Annotated in this window: 19 protein-coding genes, 1 tRNA gene and 1 riboswitch; of the genes, 5 read left to right on the forward strand and 15 right to left on the reverse strand. The window is 66.9% G+C overall.

Annotated elements, in window-relative coordinates; all coding sequences use genetic code 11:
* Positions 1-77 precede the first annotated feature (77 nt).
* Positions 78-1,742, forward strand: a complete 1,665-nt coding sequence (locus HHL13_RS11865) for an alkaline phosphatase family protein (protein ID WP_169555863.1) — start codon at positions 78-80, stop codon at positions 1,740-1,742.
* Positions 1,743-1,890: 148 nt separating this feature from the next.
* On the opposite strand, the gene HHL13_RS11870 is transcribed toward HHL13_RS11865, so the two are convergent.
* The 13 genes from HHL13_RS11870 to HHL13_RS11930 all read right to left on the reverse strand — a co-directional run bounded on the left by HHL13_RS11870 (position 1,891) and on the right by HHL13_RS11930 (position 15,232).
* A complete protein-coding gene (locus HHL13_RS11870; protein ID WP_169555864.1) occupies positions 1,891-2,829 on the reverse strand; it encodes a right-handed parallel beta-helix repeat-containing protein in 939 nt (312 codons plus the stop codon).
* Positions 2,830-3,025: 196 nt separating this feature from the next.
* On the reverse strand, positions 3,026-3,937 hold the full coding sequence (gene mmsB / locus HHL13_RS11875) for a 3-hydroxyisobutyrate dehydrogenase (protein ID WP_346775546.1): 912 nt from the start codon (positions 3,935-3,937) through the stop codon (positions 3,026-3,028).
* A gap of 97 nt (positions 3,938-4,034) precedes the next feature.
* Complete coding sequence (locus HHL13_RS11880; RefSeq protein WP_169555866.1) at positions 4,035-4,808, reverse strand: enoyl-CoA hydratase; 774 nt, start codon at positions 4,806-4,808, stop codon at positions 4,035-4,037.
* On the reverse strand, positions 4,808-5,866 hold the full coding sequence (locus tag HHL13_RS11885) for an enoyl-CoA hydratase/isomerase family protein (RefSeq protein WP_169555867.1): 1,059 nt from the start codon (positions 5,864-5,866) through the stop codon (positions 4,808-4,810). Before HHL13_RS11885 ends, HHL13_RS11880 begins: the two co-directional genes overlap by 1 nt.
* The gene (locus tag HHL13_RS11890; RefSeq protein ID WP_169555868.1) at positions 5,866-7,539 is read right to left on the reverse strand and encodes an alpha/beta fold hydrolase; all 1,674 of its coding nucleotides are present in this window, start codon (positions 7,537-7,539) and stop codon (positions 5,866-5,868) included. Before HHL13_RS11890 ends, HHL13_RS11885 begins: the two co-directional genes overlap by 1 nt.
* A complete protein-coding gene (locus HHL13_RS11895) occupies positions 7,536-8,681 on the reverse strand; it encodes an acyl-CoA dehydrogenase family protein (RefSeq protein ID WP_169555869.1) in 1,146 nt (381 codons plus the stop codon). The genes HHL13_RS11890 and HHL13_RS11895 overlap by 4 nt, the downstream gene beginning before the upstream one ends.
* Complete coding sequence (locus HHL13_RS11900; protein ID WP_169555870.1) at positions 8,665-9,120, reverse strand: hypothetical protein; 456 nt, start codon at positions 9,118-9,120, stop codon at positions 8,665-8,667. The genes HHL13_RS11895 and HHL13_RS11900 overlap by 17 nt, the downstream gene beginning before the upstream one ends.
* Positions 9,117-9,572, reverse strand: coding sequence for a hypothetical protein (locus HHL13_RS11905; RefSeq protein ID WP_169555871.1), 456 nt, complete (start codon positions 9,570-9,572; stop codon positions 9,117-9,119). Before HHL13_RS11905 ends, HHL13_RS11900 begins: the two co-directional genes overlap by 4 nt.
* Entirely contained in the window at positions 9,569-10,537 is a 969-nt protein-coding gene (locus HHL13_RS11910) for a polysaccharide deacetylase family protein (protein ID WP_240953690.1), read from the reverse strand. Before HHL13_RS11910 ends, HHL13_RS11905 begins: the two co-directional genes overlap by 4 nt.
* Before the next feature lie 261 nt (positions 10,538-10,798).
* Positions 10,799-11,578: an ABC transporter ATP-binding protein gene (locus HHL13_RS11915; RefSeq protein ID WP_169555872.1), complete on the reverse strand. Its 780-nt coding sequence runs from the start codon at positions 11,576-11,578 to the stop codon at positions 10,799-10,801.
* Positions 11,569-12,540, reverse strand: coding sequence for an iron ABC transporter permease (locus HHL13_RS11920; protein ID WP_169555873.1), 972 nt, complete (start codon positions 12,538-12,540; stop codon positions 11,569-11,571). The genes HHL13_RS11915 and HHL13_RS11920 overlap by 10 nt, the downstream gene beginning before the upstream one ends.
* Entirely contained in the window at positions 12,537-13,388 is an 852-nt protein-coding gene (locus tag HHL13_RS11925) for an ABC transporter substrate-binding protein (protein WP_169555874.1), read from the reverse strand. Before HHL13_RS11925 ends, HHL13_RS11920 begins: the two co-directional genes overlap by 4 nt.
* The gene (locus HHL13_RS11930) at positions 13,388-15,232 is read right to left on the reverse strand and encodes a TonB-dependent receptor (RefSeq protein WP_169555875.1); all 1,845 of its coding nucleotides are present in this window, start codon (positions 15,230-15,232) and stop codon (positions 13,388-13,390) included. Before HHL13_RS11930 ends, HHL13_RS11925 begins: the two co-directional genes overlap by 1 nt.
* A gap of 113 nt (positions 15,233-15,345) precedes the next feature.
* Positions 15,346-15,534: riboswitch (cobalamin riboswitch) on the reverse strand.
* Between the two features lie 191 nt (positions 15,535-15,725).
* On the opposite strand from HHL13_RS11930, the gene HHL13_RS22730 reads away from it, so the two are divergent.
* Genes HHL13_RS22730 through HHL13_RS11945 form a run of 3 tightly spaced genes read left to right on the forward strand, consistent with a single transcriptional unit; the run spans position 15,726 to position 19,193 of the window.
* Entirely contained in the window at positions 15,726-16,769 is a 1,044-nt protein-coding gene (locus HHL13_RS22730) for an enoyl-CoA hydratase/isomerase family protein (protein WP_169555876.1), read from the forward strand.
* Positions 16,766-17,767 (forward strand): CoA transferase, encoded by a 1,002-nt coding sequence (locus tag HHL13_RS11940; RefSeq protein WP_169555877.1) that lies wholly within the window; start codon positions 16,766-16,768, stop codon positions 17,765-17,767. The genes HHL13_RS22730 and HHL13_RS11940 overlap by 4 nt, the downstream gene beginning before the upstream one ends.
* Positions 17,760-19,193, forward strand: a complete 1,434-nt coding sequence (locus tag HHL13_RS11945; RefSeq protein ID WP_169555878.1) for an amidohydrolase family protein — start codon at positions 17,760-17,762, stop codon at positions 19,191-19,193. Before HHL13_RS11940 ends, HHL13_RS11945 begins: the two co-directional genes overlap by 8 nt.
* A 17-nt stretch (positions 19,194-19,210) precedes the next feature.
* Here the strand turns inward: HHL13_RS11945 and HHL13_RS11950 are convergent.
* Together HHL13_RS11950 and HHL13_RS11955 are read right to left on the reverse strand one after the other, a co-directional pair.
* Positions 19,211-19,285, reverse strand: a tRNA-Val gene (locus tag HHL13_RS11950).
* 85 nt (positions 19,286-19,370) lie between these two features.
* Positions 19,371-19,751 (reverse strand): response regulator, encoded by a 381-nt coding sequence (locus tag HHL13_RS11955; protein ID WP_169555879.1) that lies wholly within the window; start codon positions 19,749-19,751, stop codon positions 19,371-19,373.
* Between the two features lie 114 nt (positions 19,752-19,865).
* Between HHL13_RS11955 and HHL13_RS11960 the strand changes: the two genes are divergently transcribed.
* Entirely contained in the window at positions 19,866-20,711 is an 846-nt protein-coding gene (locus HHL13_RS11960) for an N-formylglutamate amidohydrolase (protein WP_346775547.1), read from the forward strand.
* Positions 20,712-20,767 lie beyond the last annotated feature (56 nt).

Raw genomic sequence — 20,767 nt, forward strand, 5'->3', positions numbered from 1 at the left:
GCCCGTCCTTGCCGTGGGGATCGATCACCAATAGCAAAGCCCCGCAGAGTTTGAACCCGCCCCGGAGCCGCTCCCTCATGAAGTTCGTCCGTCCCCTCGCCGCCGCTCTGGCGCTGACCGCCGCCGCGCCGCTGTTCGCGCAGGAAGCACCCGCCCCGGCGCCCGCGCCCACCGAAGCCCCCGCGCGTCAGGCTCCGCCGAAGCTGGTGGTGGTGATCTCGGTCGATCAATTCTCCGCCGATCTCTTCGCTGCGTATCGCGCGCAATTCACCGGCGGCTTTGCCCGGCTGATGACCGGCGCGGTCTTTCCCTCGGGCTATCAGAGCCACGCCGCAACCGAGACCTGCCCCGGCCACTCGACGATCCTTACCGGCGCACGCCCGTACCGCACGGGCATCGTCGCCAACGACTGGACCGACTTCTCTGCCCCGCGCGAGGACAAGACCGTCTATTGCTCGGAAGACACCAGCGTCCCCGGCAGCAATTCGAAAAACTACACCGTGTCGGACAAGAATCTGAAGGTGCCGACGCTGGGCGAGTGGATGAAGGCCGCCAACCCGGCCAGCCGCGTCGTCTCGGTCGCGGGCAAGGATCGCGCCGCGGTGATGATGGGCGGGCACAAGACCGACGAAATCTGGTGGTTCTGGGACAAGACCAAGAGCTTCCAGTCCTATGCCGGCCGCGCCATGCCACCATCGGTGGCGCGGATGAACGCGCAGGTCGCCGATCAGCTCTCGAAGCCGCGCGATGCGATGGCGCTGCCCGCCTTCTGCCAGTCGCGCGACCGGGCCTATAATCTCGGCAACGTCACCGTCGGCTCGGGCCGCATGGCGCGCAAGCCGGACGATCTGCGCGGGTTCAAGGCCTCGCCCGATTTCGACGCGTCGATCGTCTCGCTGGCAATCGATCTGGCGAACGACATGAAGCTGGGTCAGGGCGACGCGACCGACCTGCTGATCGTCGGTGCTTCGGCCACCGATTATGTCGGCCACGGCAATGGCGCAGGCGGCACCGAAATGTGTATCCAGATGCTCGCGCTCGACCAGACGCTGGGCCGGCTGTTCACCGCGCTCGACGCGACCGGCGTGGACTATGCCGTGGTGCTGACCGCCGATCATGGCGGCCTCGACATCCCCGAGCGCAACCGCGATCTCGGCGCGACCATGTCCGAGCGCGTCCTGCCCTCGGCCCATGCAAACGCGGTCGGCAAGCAGGTGCAGACGGCGCTGAAGCTGCCGTTGCAGCCGCTGACCGGCAGCTCATTCGGCGACGTCTATTTCGATCCCAGGCTGACGAAGAAGCAGCACAAGGCCGTGCAGGCGGAAACGATCCGTATCTACACCGCGCTGCCGCAGGTCGAGGCCGTGTTCACCCGCGCCCAGATCGCCGGCACCGCCATGCCCAAGGGTCCGCCCGAGACCTGGACTTTGCTCGAACGCGCCCGCGCTTCGTACGAACCGTCGCGCTCGGGCGATCTGCTGGTGGTGCTCAAGCCGCGGATCATGCCGATCTCGTCGCCGGGACCCGGCTATGCCGCAACGCATGGCAGCATCTGGGATTATGACCGCCGCGTGCCGATCCTGTTCTGGCGCAAGGGCATGACCGGGTTCGAGCATCCGCTGTCGGTCGAAACCGTCGACATCGCACCGTCGCTCGCCGGGGTGCTGGGGATTCCGGTGCCGGTGGAAATCGACGGGCGGTGTCTGGATCTGGACGCAGGGCCGGAGACGACGTGTAAGTGAGGCAATTCGCCCTCTCCCGCTTTCGCGGGAGAGGCAGCGAGACTTGGCAGCTTGCTGCCTAGTCGCAGCGGTGAGGGTCTTGTTCTTGTTTCCGCGCAAGGCAGAAGAAGGCCCTCACCCCGACCCTCTCCCATGAAAGAAGAAGGCGCTATTTCCGCCGTTCGAACTCTCGCACGCCCGGTCCCAGCGTATTCCCGCTGATGCGGAACTGCTCGCCGGAAAGGTCTGCGACGAATGCCGGGCTGCGATCCACACCCGGCGCCAGTGATGCGCTGTTGTCCGAGATCGTCAGACCCGAGGAACGATAGGTCCGGCCTTCCGCCGCGACGACGATGAAGCCCGACCAATTCTCCTTGTCCTCGCCCTGCACGAACACGTTGCGCGAGATCAGGCCGGTCGATCCTTCGGACAGGTCGATCATGTAGTTGGTCTTGCTGCCCCGCGTATCGTCGAAGCTCGAATCGGTGATGGTCACATTGGGCACGCGCAGCTTGACGTAATGGCCGCCGGTGCCGCGCTCGAAGCGCGAGCGGGTGATCGTCACCTGCCCCTTGTTCCCCAGATAGACCGAATGGCTGCAGTCCGACGTTTCGCACTGGCCGAGGCCGGAGAAGGTCGAGCGGTCGATGGTGATCCGCTGCGGCGACGGATTGCCGCCAAGGATGCCTTCCTGGCTGTCGAGGAACATCGAGTTGGTGACAGTCAGGTCGCCCTGCTCGATGCGGATGCCCGCTCCGTTGCCGTCGTTCACCGCATAGCCGCGGAAGACGATGCCATCGACGGCCGAACCCTTGCCGCGCAGCACGAACGCTGCCTTGTCCTCGCAGGTTTCGGCTTCGAAGATCGCGGTGCCGGGCTGTGCCGCCTTGAAAGTGATGAACCCCGCTTCCTGCACGATGCATTGCCGGTACGTGCCCGGCGCGATGATGATCGTGCCGCGCCGGTCGCCGATCCGCGCGACCGCGTCGGCCAGCGTCGCGAAGCCTTCTCCGGTCTCCGCGATGGTGAAGGGCGCCCCCGCTTGCTGCGCGGCGACGGGCGCGGCCAGCGCGAGGGCGATCAGCGGAAGAAAGGCGGTGCGGCGCATGGGGACCTCCGAGACCGGACTTGTCTCACGCGCCTTATCCGCCCGGAAGGCGAATAGAGGGTTAACCTGCCCTGCCGGCTTGCGGTCACCCAACCCCGTTCGTGCTGAGCTTGTCGAAGCACAGTCCTCCTCCTTCCAACGCCCAGCGAAAGGAGGACTGCCCTTCGACAAGCTCAGGGCGAACGGAGGGTGGGGATCAACCCACCTTCTGCGCGCGGAGCCGCTTGATGATGCCGGAGAAATCCGTCGTCCCATGACCCTCGTCGACGAAGCTCTCGTATAGTTCCGCCGCACGCTTCCCCATCGGGGTGGCGGCCTCGGCATGCTCCGCGGCTTCCATCGCCAGCTTGAGGTCCTTGAGCATCAGCGCCGCCGCGAAGCCGCCCTGATAGTCGCGGTCGGCCGGCGTCTCCGGTCCCACGCCCGGCACCGGGCAATAGCTCGTCATCGACCAGCTCTGGCCCGACGAGACCGACGCGATGTCGTAGAAGCGCTGGAGATCGAGGCCCAGCTTCTCCGCCAGCACGAACGCTTCGCACGTCGCGATCATCTCGGCGCCGAGCAGCATATTGTTGCAGATCTTGGCGCCCTGCCCCGCCCCGCTCGGGCCGGCATGGATCACGGCCTTGCCCATTTCCGCCAGGAACGGCTCGGCGCGGTTGAACCCGGCTTCGGTGCCGCCGACCATGAAGGTGAGCGTACCGGCATTGGCCGCCGCGATCCCGCCCGAAACCGGCGCATCGACCGCGAGCAGTCCCTTGGCCGCAGCCGCTTCGGCCACGCGCTTGGCGGTGGCGACGTCGATGGTCGAACAATCGATCAGGATCGCATGCGCATCGGCGTGGGCGAACACCTCGCCGCTATAGACGCTTTCGACATGCTTGCCCGCGGGCAGCATCGTCACGATCGCTTCGGCGCCCTTGATCGCTTCGGCCGCACTGGCGGCGGGCAGGCAACCCGCTTCCTTCGCGCGATCCAGCGCTTCCTTGCTGAGATCGAACGCGCGGACGTCATGCCCCGCCCTGGCAAGGTTCGCGGCCATGCCGCCACCCATATTGCCCAGCCCGATAAATGCGACGCGTGCCATGTTCCGTTCCTCATTCCCCACCCGCTTGCGGGAGGGGTTAGGGGAGGGCGTGTCGCCACTCCCGATGTACAGGCCCTCCCCCCGACCCCTCCCGCAAGCGGGTGGGGAGCAGAAGAAGTTACTTCCCCGTCCAGTTGCCCGGGCGCTTCTCGACGAACGCGGCCATGCCTTCGCTCTGGTCGGCGGTGCCGAACATCGCGTGGAACAGGCGGCGTTCGAACGCGACGCCCTGCGCCAGCGTGGTCTCGAACGCGGCGTTGACCATTTCCTTGTTCGCCAGGATCGCCAGCGGCGCCATCGACGCGATCAGCGCAGCGGTCTTCACCGCTTCCTCGACCAGATCGGCGGCAGGCAGGATGCGGCTGACAAGGCCAGCGCGCTCGGCTTCGGCGGCGTCCATCATCCGGCCCGTCAGGCACATTTCCATCGCCTTGGCCTTGCCCACCGCATGGGTCAGCCGCTGCGATCCGCCCATGCCCGGGGTGACCGCCAGCTTGATCTCCGGCTGGCCGAACTTCGCGGTGTCCGAAGCGAGGATGAAGTCGCACATCATCGCCACTTCGCACCCGCCGCCCAGCGCATAGCCGGAAACCGCGGCGATGATCGGCTTGCGCGTGCGGCAGAACTGGTCCCAGCCGGCGAAGAAGTCATGGCCGTACATGTTGGCAAAGCCCTGGCTCTGCATCTCCTTGATGTCCGCCCCGGCGGCGAACGCCTTCTCGCTGCCGGTCAGCACCGCGCAGCCCTGCGACGGATCGGCGTCGAACGCCTTCACCGCATCGAGAATCTCGGTCAGGATCTGCGAGTTGAGCGCGTTGAGTGCCTGCGGGCGATTGAGCGTGATCAGCGTGACGGCGCCGCGCTGTTCGACGAGGATAGTTTCGTAGGTCATCAGAGATCGTCTCCGGGATTGGCGGGGAGCGGGCTCCACGCCTCGATTTCGGGAAGCGGTTCGAAGAACGGCGCGACATCGGCCGGGGGCGCCCAGACCGGCGCATTGTCCTTGTCGATCAGCAGCGCGCGGACGCCTTCGCGGAAATCGGGGAAGCGGATCATGCGGACCATCAGGCCGTACTCCATCCGCATCTCGTCGACGAAGTGCGGCTGTTTCGGGCTTTCGACCAGCATCCGCAGCGATACCTTGCACGCGGTGGGCGATTTGGCGCGGATCGTCTTCGCGGTCTCGGCTGCCCAGGGATCGCTCTCCGCGTCGAGGCAGGCGAGGATATCTTCCAGCTCGTCCGACGCGAAGCAGCGGTCGATCAGCGGCAGGCGCGCCATGATCGGCGCTTCGGGGACAGTCTCTTCCGAAAGCTCGTCGAGGATCGCCATCACGCGATAGGGATCGGCGGCGATCCGTTCCTTGGCTTCCTCCAGCCGCTCCGACGGGAGGTAGTGCGTCGCCAGGCGCAGCGCCTTGCATTCCGCGCCGTTCAGCCGCGCCGAAGTGAGCGCCAGATACTGCGCCAGCCGCCCGCGCAGGCGCGAGAGGTAGCGGCCGCCGCCGACGTCGGGAAAGATGCCGATCGCGGTTTCGGGCATGGCGAACATCGTCCGCTCGGTCGCGACGCGATAGCGGCACGGGCAGGAAATGCCGACACCGCCGCCCATCGTCACGCCATCCATGAACGCCACGCCCGGCTTGGGGTATGTGTACATCAGATGGTTGAGCCGATATTCCTGGAAGAAGAAGGCGCGCGCCGCGGCATCATGCCCGTCGACGCTCTTCGCGATCCCGACCACATCGCCGCCCGCGCAGAAGCCGCGCCCCTCGGCATGATCGATCAGCACGATCCGTACCGACGGATCGTCGCGCCATTCGAGCAGCGCGCGAGTCATCGCCTGCACCATGCCCAGATCGAGCGAGTGGAGCGCGCGCGGGCGATTGAGCCGCAGGCGGCCCGCCTGCCCGTCGATATGGGCGCGGACTTCGTCGTACATCATCGTCATCACGCGCCCTTAGCGTAGGAACCGGGGGCGGGTTCAAGCCCGTCCTTGATCGTCCGCGCCTTCACTCGCTCGCCCGATCCGTTGCTGCCAAGCCAGTCGTCCCATAGCGGCCACCACGATCCCTCGTGCCGGGTCGCGCCTTCCAGCCATTGCGCACCGGTGGCGGGCATATCGGCATTGACCCAATAGCCATGCTTGTTGGCGGCAGGCGGATTGATCACGCCGGCATTATGGCCCGATCCGCCGAGCACATAGGCTGCGTTGAGCAGCTTCGCGCCGTCATACACCGCTTCCCACGCCGAGACATGATCGTCTTTCAGCGCGACGACCATCATCGGAGTCTCGATCTTCGAAAGGTCGATCGCTTCGCCGCTGACGGTGAAGCCGGTGCCCTCACGCAGCTTGTTCCCGAACAATATGTCGCGATTATATGACTTCAGGAACGCCGCCGGGATCCGCGCGCCGTCCTCGAACCAGTAGAGCAGGTCGCTGGCCGGCGCGGGCTTGTCGAGCAGGTAATGGTTCACCACCGACGACCAGATCAGGTCGTTCGCCCGCATCGCCGCGAACAGCCGCTGCAATTCGACCGAGTCGATGAACCCCTGCTTTTCGAGATGATCTTCGAGCGCGGTCAGATGCCCCTCATGCACAAAGGCCGACCAGTCGCGCATATCGGCGAAATCGACCATCGATCCGATCAAGGTGGCGGAGTTCACTTCGTCCGCGCGGCCCTTCGCCTTGAGATAGGCCAGCGTGATCGCGACCAATGTGCCGCCAAGGCAGAAGGCGAACAGGTCCGGCCTTGCCTTGGTCCGTTCCCGCACCACACCGATCGCTTCGACGATGCCTTCGAGCACATAGGCTTCGACGCCCTTGTCGCGATGCGCTTCGCCCGGATTGACCCACGACACGACGAACACCGTCCGCCCCTGATCGACCAGCCATTTTACGAGGCTCGACTTCGGCTGGAGGTCGATCATGTAGAAGCGGTTCACCAGCGGCGGCACGTACAGCAACGGCTCGGCGGCGACATCGGGCGTGGCGGGATCATACTGGATCAGCTGGAACAGGTCGTTCTGATAGACCACCTGCCCCGGCGTCGCGGCGATGGTCTCGCCCTTCACGAACGCATCGGGATCGGTGCGGCGCTTCACGATGCCCTGCCCGCGCGCCAGATCCTCGAGCAGATTGGCGAAGCCCTGAACGAGGTTGGCCCCGCCGGTCTCGCGCGTACGCTCGATCACTTCGGGGTTGGTGAAGGCAAAATTGGTTGGCGCGACCGCGTTCAGATACTGGTCGAGCAGGAAGCGGACCATCGCATTGCCCGAACCCTCGCTCGTGCCCACCAGCCCGCGCAACTGATCCGACGCCAGCAGATAGGCGTCGCGGATCGCGCGGTAATAGGGATCGTCCTGCCATGCCGGCGCCGCGAACCGGCGGTCCTTCGGCTTCGCGGACGGCGCGGCACTGGGATCGAGCGCGCGGGTCCAGAAATCGGTCCACTGCTTCGCCGCCGCCATCTGCACTTCGAGCAGGTCCGACGGCTTCATCGCGAGCCCCGCGGCGAACTGCGCGGTGGTGGTGGCGATCGCGAAGGGATCGAACGGCAGCGTCGCGCCGCCGCCCATCGTCTTGGCGGCCTTGCGCATCGCTTCGGTCAGGTCGGGGATCACTGGCGGGTCAGCTCGCGCCCGACGATCATCCGCATGACCTGATTGGTGCCCTCGAGGATCGAGTTCACCCGCAGATCGCGCCAGAAACGCTCGATCGGATAGTCCTTCAGATAGCCGTAGCCGCCGTGAAGCTGGAGCGCGCGGTCGATCACCGAGCTGCCGGTATCGGTCGCGAACCGCTTGGCCATCGCCGCGAATTTGGTCTTGTCGGGCGCGTTCGCCGTCACCTTGGCGGCAGCGAGATAGAGCAGCGCACGCGCAGCCTCCAGCTCGGTCGCCATGTCGGCCAGCGTGAACTGGGTGTTCTGGAAGTCCGCAATCGCCTTGCCGAACTGCTGGCGCTCCTTGGTGTAGGCAATCGCTTCGTCCAGGCAGCGCTGCGCCCCGCCGAGCGAGGTCGCGCCGATGTTCAGCCGCCCGCCGTCGAGGCCCATCATCGCGATGCGGAAGCCCTCGCCTTCGCCGCCGACGATATTTTCAACCGGCACGCGGACATTCTCGAAGGTCACGCCCGCCGTGGGGCTGGCATTCCAGCCCAGCTTGCGCTCCTTCGCCCCGAAGCTGACGCCGGGCATGTCCTTTTCGATCACCATGCAGGTGATGCCCTTCGGCCCCTCCTCGCCAGTGCGGACCATCGTGACATAGAGGTCGTTGACCCCCGCGCCGGAGATGAACTGCTTCGATCCGTTGACGACATAGTGATCGCCATCCCGAACCGCGCGGGTCTTCAGTGCAGCCGCGTCCGACCCCGAACCCGGCTCGGTCAGGCAATAGCTGGCCATCAGGTCCATCGAGATCAGCGACGGGAGATACTTGTCCTTCACCGTCTGCGATCCGAACCGGTCGATCATCCACGTCGCCATGTTGTGGATCGAAATGAACGCGCTGGTCGGCACGCAGCCATAGGCCATCGCTTCCATGATCAGCGCCGATTCGAGCCGCCCGAGGCCGATCCCGCCGCTTTCCTCCGACACATAGATCGACGCGAAGCCCAACTCGGCCGCCGCCTTGATCGTGTCGCGCGGGAAAATGTGATTCTCGTCCCACTCGGCGGCATGCGGCGTGATGTTGTCGGCCGTGAACTGGCGCGCGAGATCCTGGATCTGGCGCTGCTCGTCGGTGAGATCAAACTGGCTGGTCATGGCGTTCCGCTATGGTCTGGAATGAAAAGACGGTGGCGATCATCGCCGCAGCCAGACAAACGCCCAGCCAGAGGAAATATCCCGCATGTGCGCCGCGCATGCCATGCTCTTCGGGATGCACGAAGAGATCGAGACTGTGCAGCGCGAACATGGCGAGCATCCCCGCGACGATCCGCAGCGCCGCGATATGCGGCCTTGGCCGGATGAGCAACCATAGCGATACGAGCAGCATGATGTTCGCCAGCCAGCCGAACTGGAAGCGCATCATCGCGATCCAGCCCATCCCCAGCACATAGGCGCCAAGCAACGGCTGTTGGTTATGCCCGTCGTAGAGCGTGATCGCAGGCAGCGCGAGCGACGCGATCCACAGGGCGAACAGCGTGGCGGCGATCATCTTCCGCCGGCCTTCGATCAGCCCGGCGGTCAGGTCGAACCTCATTCCCAACTGAAGATCGTCCTGTAATTGCAACCCTGTGGCTCCTGCCCTTCTTCGAACAGGTCCACCCGCTGGATTGCCTCAAGCTGGGCGCCGGTCAGCGGCGTCGCCGACCTGAAATAGGCTGCCGCTTTGCCGCGATTCCAGATCGCGACAACATAGCGGCCTTCCTCGCGGCGCTGGGCGAAGCGGGCATGGCCTTTCCCGGTGGGCGGCGCGAGCAGCCTGCCCGGCGGACGAGCCGCCCAGCCGATACCGGCGACTTCCAGCGTCCCGAATGCGCCCTCCCAACGAAAGGTGCCGGCGTGGATGCCACCTACCAGGGGTTCGATGCGTTCGCCCTCGGCCAGATCGATGATCGGCGAATAACCGCAGAACCGCCCCGGTCCCGTGAAATCACCCGGCGGCGCGGCCCACGCGGCGATCGCCAGAACGGCGGCGATGAGGCTGCTCATTGCGCACCCTCATGCAGCACCCGCAGTGCGAACAGCGGGTTGGCCACGTCCATATCGTTGCGGTCGTACCAGCGCTGCCCCTTGATCCCCCTCTCCCACGCCATCGCCTCGACCAGCGTACCGGCGGCGAAGGGGGTGTCAGGCATCAGGTTGTATATCGGATCGGCGAACGCGTCATCGCACGAGACGATATCCCAGCCATTCGCCCGCAGTGCCGCGATCAGATCGCCGAGGAACAGGGCCGCGATATCGGTCTCATGCAGCAGCAGAACCTGCGGCGCCGAACGGCCGATCGTGCGGACCATCAGCGCGTCGGAGAATTCGGCCGATTGCAGGTGCGTCTCGACATAAAGATCGCGGAACGCATCCATGTCGAGCGTCTTGCCCGACTTCACCGCCGCGACCGCCAACGCTTCCATGTTCCAGTCCGATCCGTCGACCGTGACATAGCCGTTGCGCAGCCCGCGCGCCTTCAGCCCCGCGCGCACCGCATCGCGTTTCACCTTGTCGCGCCCGCCTTCGTCGAGGAACGGGTAGCGGAACCAGGGGCGATAGCCCGGACGTCCCTTCAGCCATTTCTCGCCGATATCGATATCCGCCAGATAATCCTCGGCAGAGGTCCGCATCAGGCGCGGATGGTTGGCGCTGTGGTTGGCGATGACATGGCCGGCCGCGACATAGGCCGCGATGCGTGCCTCGTCGCCGTCGCCGATGTTCACCCGGCCCGAGTTGACGAAGAACGCCGCCTGCGGGACGCGATTCTCCTTGAGCACCGCGATCAGCTTCTCGGTGCGCTGGGCGGGGGTGTAGAACGCGCCGGGCGCGCGCGGCGCATCGTCGAAGGTGATCGCGATCAGCTTGCGCGCCTGCTGCGGCGGCGACGAGGGCACCGCATTGGCGTTCCCCACCGGATCGGCGCGCACGACGAACATCAGTGCGACGATGAACAGCAGCAACCGGATCATCTCATTCCCCCTGCATCGGAAGAATACTACACCCGCAAGCGCCGCGTCCAACGAGTCGTCAACGCAACCTGTCCCAAAGGTGCAATTCCGGCGGCGGGCCGTTGGAGGGTGGGCCTCGGGTACTCCCCTCCCTGCAAGGGCGGGGCTGGGGCTGGGTGCACGCGTCCGCGCTCACCAAAGACGCTCTAGCCAAGGCATCGAAGCTGTCAGCCTCGAATCCTCCCCCGGAGAGGAGGATTTAGAAGCCCGATGCGAGGCCGCCTAAACTAGCGTCCGCCCCGTGGTCACCGGAACCGTCGTGCCGTCCCACAGATCGATCATCGAAACCTCGACCTGAAATGCGGTGCGGATCGTGCCGGGGTTCAGCGCGTGCTTCTTCTGGCCGAACACCACCACTTCGCCGTCCTTCAGGATCAGCACATCGTCGGCGATCCGCGCGGCCTGAACCAGATCGTGGAGCACGATCGCCACCCCCATGCCCGTCGCCGCCAGCCCGCGAAGCTGATCGAGCATCCCGAACTGGTGCGCCGGATCGAGGCTGGCGAGCGGCTCGTCGGCCAGCAGCCATCCGGGCGTTCCGGCCAGCACGCGCGCCAGCAGCACTCGCGCCCGCTCGCCGCCCGACAATTCCTGCACGCGCCGGCCGGCCAGATGCATCGTGTCGGTCGCGGCCAGCGCCGCCGAAATCTCCGCCGCGTCCTCTGGCGAAGGTCCGGCGAAGGGCGCGCGATGCGGCAACCGGCCGAGCGCCACCAGTTCGCGCACACCGATATTCCAGTGCGCGACGCCGTCCTGCGGCAGGTATCCGATCAGCTTTGCCCGCTCGCGATCCGGCACGCGGGCGATGATCCGCTCGCCCAGCTTCACCTGCCCGCCATCGATCTCGATCAGCCCGGCAAGGCTGCGGATCAGCGTGGTCTTGCCCGAACCGTTCGGCCCGAGGATCGCGGTAATCCGGCCGGGGCGCAGATGCGCGCTGACATCGCGCAGCACGGTCCGCCCGCCCAGCTCGACGGCAAGGTTCTGGGCGATTAGGTCCATGACTGTTGCCGCATCTTGAGCAGGAGCACGAAGAAGAAAGGTGCGCCGAGCAACGCCATCGCCACACCCAGCCGAATCTCCGATGCGCCCGGCGCAAGCCGCACGAGGCTGTCCGCCGCCAGCACCAGCGCCGCACCGCCCAGCGCGCTCGGCAACAGCAGCGCGCCGGGCCGCGCCCCGGCCAGCGGGCGCAGCAGATGCGGAACGATCAGCCCGACGAACCCGACCACCCCGGTCACCGCCACGCTGGCGCCGACCGCGAGGCCCGCGCCCAGCACGATCAGCATCTGCGTCCGCGCCAGATTGACGCCCAGCGACCGCGCCGCCCCTTCGCCCAGGGTCAGCGCATCGAGCGCGCGCCCGGTGAACAGCAGCAGCACGCAACCGGCGACGATGAACGGCAGCGCGAGCTTGACCTCGGAAAAGCTGCGATCGGTGAGTGAACCCATGATCCAGTCGATGATTTCCGCCACCGCATAGGGATTGGGCGCGACCGAGATCAGGAACGCGGTCAGCGCGCCCGAAAGACTGGCGAGCACCGTGCCGGCAAGGATGAAAGCGACCGCGCTTTCGCTGCGCCATGCCAGCCCGGCCAGCAGCAGCATCGACCCGCACGCCGCCAGCATCGCGCCGCCGAAGATCGCCAGCGGATGCATCGCGGAGAAGACGACGATCATCGTCACCGCGCCCAGCGCCGCGCTGGACGAGACGCCGACCACCGAGGGATCGGCCAATGGATTGCGCAGGAAGCCCTGCAGCACCGCGCCGGTGATCCCCAGCGCCGCGCCGATGGCCAAGCCCAGGATCGCACGGGGCACGCGCAGCTCGACGATGATCCACCAGCGCGGATCGTTCGAGAACCAGGCGTCGAACGGCACCCATGTCTTGCCCGCCATCAGCGACGCGGCGAACAGGATCGCGACCAACGCCGCGAGGCCGGGGATCAGCACGGCGCGCTTCATCGGATGCTCTGCCGGACTTCGGCCAGCCGGGTCATCGCCTTTGCGATCACCGGTCCGCCGCAATTTACGAGGTTGCGCGGAAAATTGGCCTGCGTGACCTTCGCGCCGGTCCGCGCGATGGCGCGCCCGCGCATCTCCGCGGCGCGCGACGAAGCCATGCGGCCGGGCGCATAGGGAACCAGCATGACGCGCGGCGGATCGATCACGACATGCTCGATGGGCAGGGTGTCGGTGAACTGCAAGCCGTAATGCGCGGCATGGTTCGAGAAGCCGGCGCGGACCATCATCTCATCGAGCAGGGTCCCGCCGCCATTGGCGAGATTGCCGCCGATCCACAGCAAGGCGGGCACCTTCGGCCCGGTCCAGGTCGCGGCGGAGACGGCACGATCGATCCGCGCGTTCATCGCCCGGCCCGCGGGTTCGACGCCAAGCGCCGCGGCGAGCTTCGTCACCTGTTCCTTGCTGCCTTCGATCGTGTTGGGAGAATCGAGATAGAGCGTCTTCAACCCGGCGCGCTCGAACGCGCCACGGGCCGCGGGCGACGTGAAAGTGTCGCCGATCACCAGATCGGGGCGCATCGCCACAATCTCTTCGGCGGTGCCGGCATTGGTACGGTAGCGGCGAGCGACCTCCGGGGGGATGGAGGTCGCGGCCGGATCGAGCGAATAGTGACTGATCGACGCGATCCGGTCAGGCGCGAGTTCGACCAACATGGCATCCCCGCACGGGTTGATCGAAACGATGCCCCCGCCGCCTGCCGTGGGAGGCGCCGCGCAACTGCTCAATGCGAAAAGCAGCAGCGCGGCGGCGCTCCAGCAGAATCCGTTCGTGGTGAACGGAAGGGCCATCAGTCGAGCTTCAGCCGTACGCCGGCATAGGCCGTGCGCCCATAGGTGCCGTAACCGGCGACCGTCTGATACGTTTCGTCGAAGACGTTATCCACGCGGCCATAAAGCACGACCTGATCGGTAACCGGAAATTCCGCACGCAGGCCGACCAGGGCATAGCCGTCGAGACGAACGGTATTCGCCAGATTGTCGAAACTCTCGCCCACGACCAGCACGGTGCCGCCCAGGCTGAGCCCGAAATCGAACTTGTAGTCGGCCGAGAAGCTGCCCGAATCCTTCGGGCGGCGGGCAAGGTCCTTGCCGAGGTTCGCGCCCGGCGAGCGGTTTTCCGCATCGAGATGCGTGAATGCGCCGCGCAGAGTGAGGCCGGCGACCGGCTTCGCCATCAGTTCGAGTTCGATGCCCTCGCCGCGAGTCTTCGCGATGTTCTGATAGGTGAAGGTGCCCAGATCGAAATCGATCTGGTTCACTGTATCGCGGTGGAACCAGGTCGCGCCGATCGTCACCGGACCCAGCGTCTGCTGCGCGCCGAATTCATAGCTCTTCGCGGTTTCGGGCTGAAGGCCCGACGTGCCGTAGAAGCTGAAGCGCTGGTACAGCGTCGGCGCCTTGAAGCCTTCGCCATAGCTTGCGCGCAGCACCGTGCCTTCGAACGGGCGAACCGCGGCGCTGGCGCCGAAGCTGGTGTGGCTGCCAAAGCCCGAATGATCGTCGTTGCGCAGGCCGGCGGTCAGCGTGACCTGCTCGATCGGGGAAACGATCGCTTCGCCATAGAAGCTGGTGATGCCCTGCTCGTACTTCGGGCCGCCATCGGTAAAGCTGCTGTCTTCCTGTTCCGCGCCGAACACGAGGCGGACCTGATCGATCACACGGAAATCGCCCTGATAGGCATAGCGCTCGCTATTACCGCGTCCGAAGAAGGACGGTGCGCTGCCGAAGGTCGGATCGTAATTGTCGCGATCGATATCGGCGATTGTGACGTTCAGGCTGTTGTGGAAGCGTCCGTCGAGCAGATCGGCGGTCAGGCCGGCATAGCCATAGACTTCCTTGCTGGTCGAATATTCGGGCGTGTCGGCCAGCGTGTAGTTCGGCGCCGGGAAGCCATCGAGGTCGGCACGGCTGTCCGAGAAATAGCCGCGGACGTCGAACGCGAAACCTGGCGCGAAGTTGATCTTCAGCTTGCCGGTCGCGCCATATTGGCGATAGCCGTCGGCCTCGATGCCGTTGGCAGCGGCCGAGATGCCGTCTGTGTCGAAATAGCCGCCGGTGATCGCCGCTTCGAACGTCTCGTTGCCGCCCGAGATACCGCCGTTCAGCGAGATCTGGTTCAGCGAGCCATATTCGGCATTGGCGCGAGCGCCGAAGCCTTCGCGGGTCTGCGCAGTAACGATGTTGACGACGCCGCCGACCGCTTGGCTGCCCCATGCGACCGAATTCGGGCCGCGCAGCACTTCGACGCGATCGACCGGACCGGCCAGCAGGTTGGCGAAATCGAACGCACCGCCGGGCGAGGAGGGATCGTTGACGCGCACGCCATCGATGAGGACGAGCGTCTGCTCGCCTTCCGCGCCGCGGATACGAACCGTCGAGATGGTGCCGATGCCGCCGTTGCGAGTCACGCCCACGCCGGGGAGAGTCGCCAGCAGATCGGAGACGACCGTCGTCTGGCGCGTCTCCAGCTCAGCGCGGTCGATCGTGGTGATCGCACGGCCGCTCTCGTCGCTGGCCTGCTCGACACCGGCGCCGAGCACGACGATGTCGTCCTTCTCTTCGGCCTGAGCGAATGCGGGAATGGCGGGCAGCATCGCCGCGCCGGCGAACAGCAGGATCTTGAAGTTGGTCATCACATGACACCCCTTTTGCGGGCCGTCTCGCGAATGACGCGCGGCGACCCCGTTACGGTGTCGCTCACACAGGGGTTTCTCCCCCCGTTCGCCCGGTGCACCCCGCCCGCGCAAAGGAATCGACTGCGACTGGCAGGTCTCCTGGCTCCCGGGTCATCGCTGGCGCGCCGCCTTCCCGGGATATTTCCCAGTGGACTTTGACGCGCCGGCTCTCCGGTTACAGTTGCGGGGGCAGCCCCGGATTCGAACCGGGTTCCCTTTTCATCCCCTTCGCAGGGGACACCAATCACGCGGCGGCGTTTAGCGGCAGCGATACCGCCTTCGCAAGTGCAGAAAAATCCGTGCCGCTCACTTCGCAACGGCACGGAGAAAGCGGCGATGGATCGCCGGGGCGCTTCCTCCTAACGATACGGGCAAGCTGCCGGGCGCTATGCTACGGTCGCCAAGGTATCAGCGGCGTGAGGATCACGCCCGTAACGGAGACGGCAGACCGGTGGCGACGCGTGCGAACGAATCCATGCACCGGCCACCCGATCACCTCGAGGCCGAAGCCTTCTCGCCGCTGGGCGATCACGCCTTCGTGCTGCTCGACCTGTCCCGCCCCTCGGCCGCAAGCGACGCCGCGACCCTTTCGGTCAGCACGCAGGCCATCGTCGCAGGGATCGATTTCGCTGGAACCTTGCCACCGGTCGATGCCGGTCATTTCGATGTCCTGCTGACAGCCTCGACCGGCGCGCCCGCGCCGTGGGTTCCGGTTCCGCAATCACGCCTTGAGCAGCGGATCGAAGCCATGCGTGCGATCGCAACCGCCGCGCCGATCGCCTCAGCCAGCCTGATCCGCGTCCTGCGAACCACCGGCGCGCTTCCGATCGGCGATGCGCTCGTGATCGAATCCTTCGCTTATTCCACGCTGCTGGGCGGCGGCGAGTTCCGCGCCTGGCTGAGCGCGCGACCAGCCGACGGCCGGAAGGCACCCGATACCGGAGAGCCCTTCCTCCAGATCGCGCGCGAGGATCGGCGCGTGACGATCACGCTGTCCCGGCCGTCCACGCGCAACCCCATCTGCGCCGGCATGCGCGACGCGCTGTTCGAGGCGCTGGCTGCAGCCCTTGACGATCCGAGCCAACCCGATCTGCAACTGCGGGGCGCTGGCGCCTGTTTCTCGACGGGCGGCGATCTGGCCGAGTTCGGCACCGCCAGCGACCTTGCCCTTGCGCACGCCATCCGCACCGCCCGGTCGAACGCGCGGCTGATCGCCGAGCTCGGCTCGCGCGCCGAAGCGGTGCTCCACGGCGCCTGTATCGGCTCGGGGATCGAAATCCCGGCGGCGGCCGCGCGCCGCATCGCCCGGCCCGACGCCTTCTTCCAGTTGCCCGAACTGAGAATGGGGTTGATCCCCGGCGCGGGCGGCACCGCGACGATTCCCCGCGCCATCGGGCGGCACCGCGCCGCCTATCTCTGCCTGTCCGCGCGGCGGATCGATGCGGCGACCGCGCTCGACTGGGGCTTGGTACACGCGATCCGGGACGGCGCATGAGCATCGTCACCCACGCCGCCCTCGCGTTTGGCGAGCAGATCGCCGCGCTCACGTCCGACCAACTCCGCATCGATCCCCTGCCCCTGCTCGATCGTTCCGCCGACCTCGCGCTCGCACAGCCCGGGCGCATCTCCGCCAATGGCCATTGCCGCCTGATCCGCACCGCGAACGGCTGGATCGCGGCGAACCTGCCCCGCGAGGACGATCTGGCGTCGGTCCCGGCCTGGATCGGCTGCGATCCCGGCGAGGAGCCGTGGCCAGCAATCGAACGCCTCGCCGCCGGACTCCCGTCCGAAGCGTTGGTCGATCAGGCGATCCTGCTCGGCCTCGCCGTCGCCCGGCTCGGCGAGACCCGCGCGCCATCGCCCGATCCCCCCATCCACCTGCAGGCCCCAGCACCCGGAAGGTCGATCCGCCGCGCCCGCGTGATCGACCTCTCCAGCCTCTGGGCCGGCCCCCTGTGCGGCGGACTTCTCGCGATGGGCGGCGCGCAGGTCACCAAGATCGAGAGCCGTACCCGCCCAGACCCGGTCCGCACCGCAACCCCGCTGCACGACGCCCGGCTGAACGGCGCCAAACAGCGGCAGTCGATCGACTTCGCCAATCCCGCCGCACTTGCCGCATTGCGGGACGAGATCGTCACCGCCGACATCCTCGTCACCAGCGCCCGCCCCCGCGCCCTCGCCGCGCTGGGCCTCGAACCCGAAGCGCTGCTCGCGGCGAATCCGTCGCTCGTCTGGATCGCGATCACCGGCCACGGCTGGTCCGGAGACGAAGCGGCGCGGATCGGCTTCGGCGACGATGCCGCGGTGGCCGGCGGTCTGGTCGACCGGGACGCGGACGGCGCACCCCGCTTCCTTGGCGACGCCGTGGCGGATCCGCTCACCGGCCTGGCCGCCGCCGCCCGGTGCATCGACATGCTGAATCAGGGCGAGGCCGGTCTTGTCGATGCCGCGCTGGCCCGCACCGCCGCCGGAGTCTGGGCCGCTCATGGCTGACCGCGACCTGCTGATCCGCAACGTCGAGATTGGCGGACGTCCTGGCCTCGACCTGCGCGTGCGCAACGGCAGGATCGCGGAGATCGGCGCGCGGCTGGCACCCTGCCCGAACGATTTCGACGGCTGCGGCGGTGCGCTGCTGCCCGGACTGATCGACCATCACGCCCATCTTCTGGCCAGCGCGGTGCAAGCCGCCTCGATCCGGCTGGAAGACGCCGCCGATGGCGAAGCGATCGCGCGTCGTATCCGCGACGCCGCGCGGGACCAGCCTGGAAGCACATGGCTGCGCGCGACCGGCTATCATGAGCGCATCGCCGGGCCGCTCACCCGCGCCGAGCTCGATTCGATCCTCCCCCACCGTCCGCTTCGGGTACAGCACCAGACCGGCGGGCTGTGGATGCTCAACAGCGCTGCCCTCGCGCTGGTCGCGACCGGCGAAACGCCCGATTGCGTCGAGCGAGGCTCTGATGGCCGGCCCACCGGGCGCATCTTCCGCGGCGACGCCTGGCTCCGCGCGCAGATCGGATCGACCCCGCCGGACGTGACCGCGATCGGCCGGGCGCTCGCGCGCCTCGGCATCACCGGCGTCACCGACGCCAGCGTCTCCACCGACAGCGTCGCCGCGGCGCATCTGGCGAACGCGGTGCGAAACGGCGCGCTGCCGGTCCGGCTGATGCTGATGAGCGGCGGCGAACTCGAAGCGCCCGAAGACGGCGCCTTCGCGGTCGGCCCGGTGAAGATCCTGCCCGACGATCACGACCTTCCGCCGCTCGACGAGATGATCGCGACGATCGCGCAGGCACGGCGCTGGAACCGGCGCGTCGCGGTCCATTGCGTCACCGCCGGAGAACTCGCGATCAGCCTCGCCGCGTTCGGCGCCGCCGGTTCGCTCCCCGGCGACCGGATCGAACATGGCAGCATCATCCCGGCCGAAGCCATCCCGGTGCTGCGCGATCTGGGGCTGACGGTGGTGACCCAGCCCGGCTTCGTCCATGAGCGCGGCGACCGCTATCTTGCCGACGTGCCGCTCTCCGAACAGCCCGACCTGTACCGGTGCGCCAGCCTGATCGCGGCAGGCGTGCCGCTCGCGGGCAGCTCGGACGCACCCTATGCCGGCTGGGACCCGTGGGCCGCGGTTCGCGCCGCCGCCACGCGGCGCACCCGGAACGGCGCGCAGGTGACGCCCGCCGAAGCGGTGACGGCGCAAGCCGCGCTCAATCTGTTTCTTGGGGCCCAATCCGATCCGGGCGCCGCGCCCCGCGCGCTATGCATGGGCGCGGAAGCCGATTTTTGCCTGCTCGATTGCACGATCCGCGAAGCGCTGGCGGAGCCCGATGCCGGCCATGTCGCCGCGACCTTCCTGAGCGGCCGGATCACGCATAGCCGAGCCGTCTCACGGCAAATAAAAAGCCCGCCGGGTCAATGACCTGGCGGGCTTTTCAATGGTGGGCGTGGCAAGGATTGAACTTGCGACCCCTGCGATGTCAACACAGTGCTCTACCACTGAGCTACACGCCCAAGGCCCTTAGGTTTGCACCACCGGGCCGAAACGGGAAGCGGCGCATTAGACGGACAATCTCCGTCATGCAACCGCGAAAACCGATTAATTGCTGCTGCTGGGAACGCTCTCGGTCTCGAACAGGCGATCCACCTCCAGCACGAGGTCGCGCAGGTGGAACGGCTTGGAGAGGACGCGGGCCTGCGGCATCTGTTTTCCGGCCTTCAGCGTCACTGCCGCGAATCCGGTGATGAACATCACCCGCATGTCCGGCGCGATGTCGCCGGCGCGCTGCGCCAGCTCGATCCCGTCCATCTCGGGCATCACGATATCGGTCAGCAGCAGGTCGAACCGCTCGGTTTCGAGCAGCGGAATCGCCGCGGTGCCCCGGTCGACCGCGGACACGGCATAGCCCGAACGCTCCAGCGCGCGCGTGAGATACTCACGCATCACCTTGTCGTCCTCGGCCAGCAAAATTCGATACATCAGCGGTCCCACCCCCGTTACGCGGGCCATGATATATGCCCGAAGCGATTAAGATTTTCCAGCGGAGAGACCGGTGACTTGCTCCAACGCGGTACGCCACATAGTCTGGGAAGCGTGACGGCCATCACGCCCTTCCACCGCCACGGGCCCGCAGAACCGGTCAGCCCGGTGGTGCTTTCGGTGCCCCATGCCGGGCGGGACTATCCGCTGCCCCTTCGCGCCGCGCTGCGCGTTCCTCTGACCGCGCTGCGGCCGCTGGAGGATCGCTATGCCGATGCAATCGCGCTGGGCGCGCACGAATGCGAGACGCTGTTCGTCGCCACTCGCGCCCGAGCCTGGATCGACCTGAACCGCAGCGAGAATGAGCGCGACCCGAAGCTCGATGATGGCGCATCGATGACCACCCAGCCGCAATCGGCCAAGCTGCGCAGCGGGCTGGGCTTGATTCCCCGCCGCGCCGGTCATTCGGGCGATATCTGGAAAAGGCGGCTGTCCGGCGAGGAAGTGACCGAGCGGATCGTGGCCGATCATCGCCCCTATCATGACGCGATCGGCGCTGCGCTGGCCGCGGCGCGAGCGAAATTCGGCGTGGCCGTGCTGCTCGACATCCATTCGATGCCGCCGCTGGGCGTGCCGGCAAGGGCCCCGCGCGTCGTGCTGGGCGACCGATTCGGCCGATCGGCTTCCGCGCGCCTTGTCGGCCGGCTGGAGGGCGTGGCGCGGGCGCATGGCGTAAATTGCGCGGCCAACGCCCCGTATTCGGGCGGCCATATCCTCGAGCGTCATGCCGATCCGCGGCGCGGCATCCATGCGATCCAGATCGAGTTCGACCGGTCGCTCTACCTCGACCCCCAGCTCGATCAGCCCGGCCCCGGCCTCGCAATGGCGATCCGGATGTTGCGCACGATGATCGATTCGGTCGCCGACGAGGCACTCCCCCGCGCGATGGCCGCCGAATAGGGAAATTGCGGCTCCATAGTCAGCCTCTTTCCCTCTCCCATAGGGAGAGGGTTGTG

This window comes from Sphingomonas sp. G-3-2-10, assembly GCF_012927115.1.
Classification (GTDB): domain Bacteria; phylum Pseudomonadota; class Alphaproteobacteria; order Sphingomonadales; family Sphingomonadaceae; genus Sphingomonas.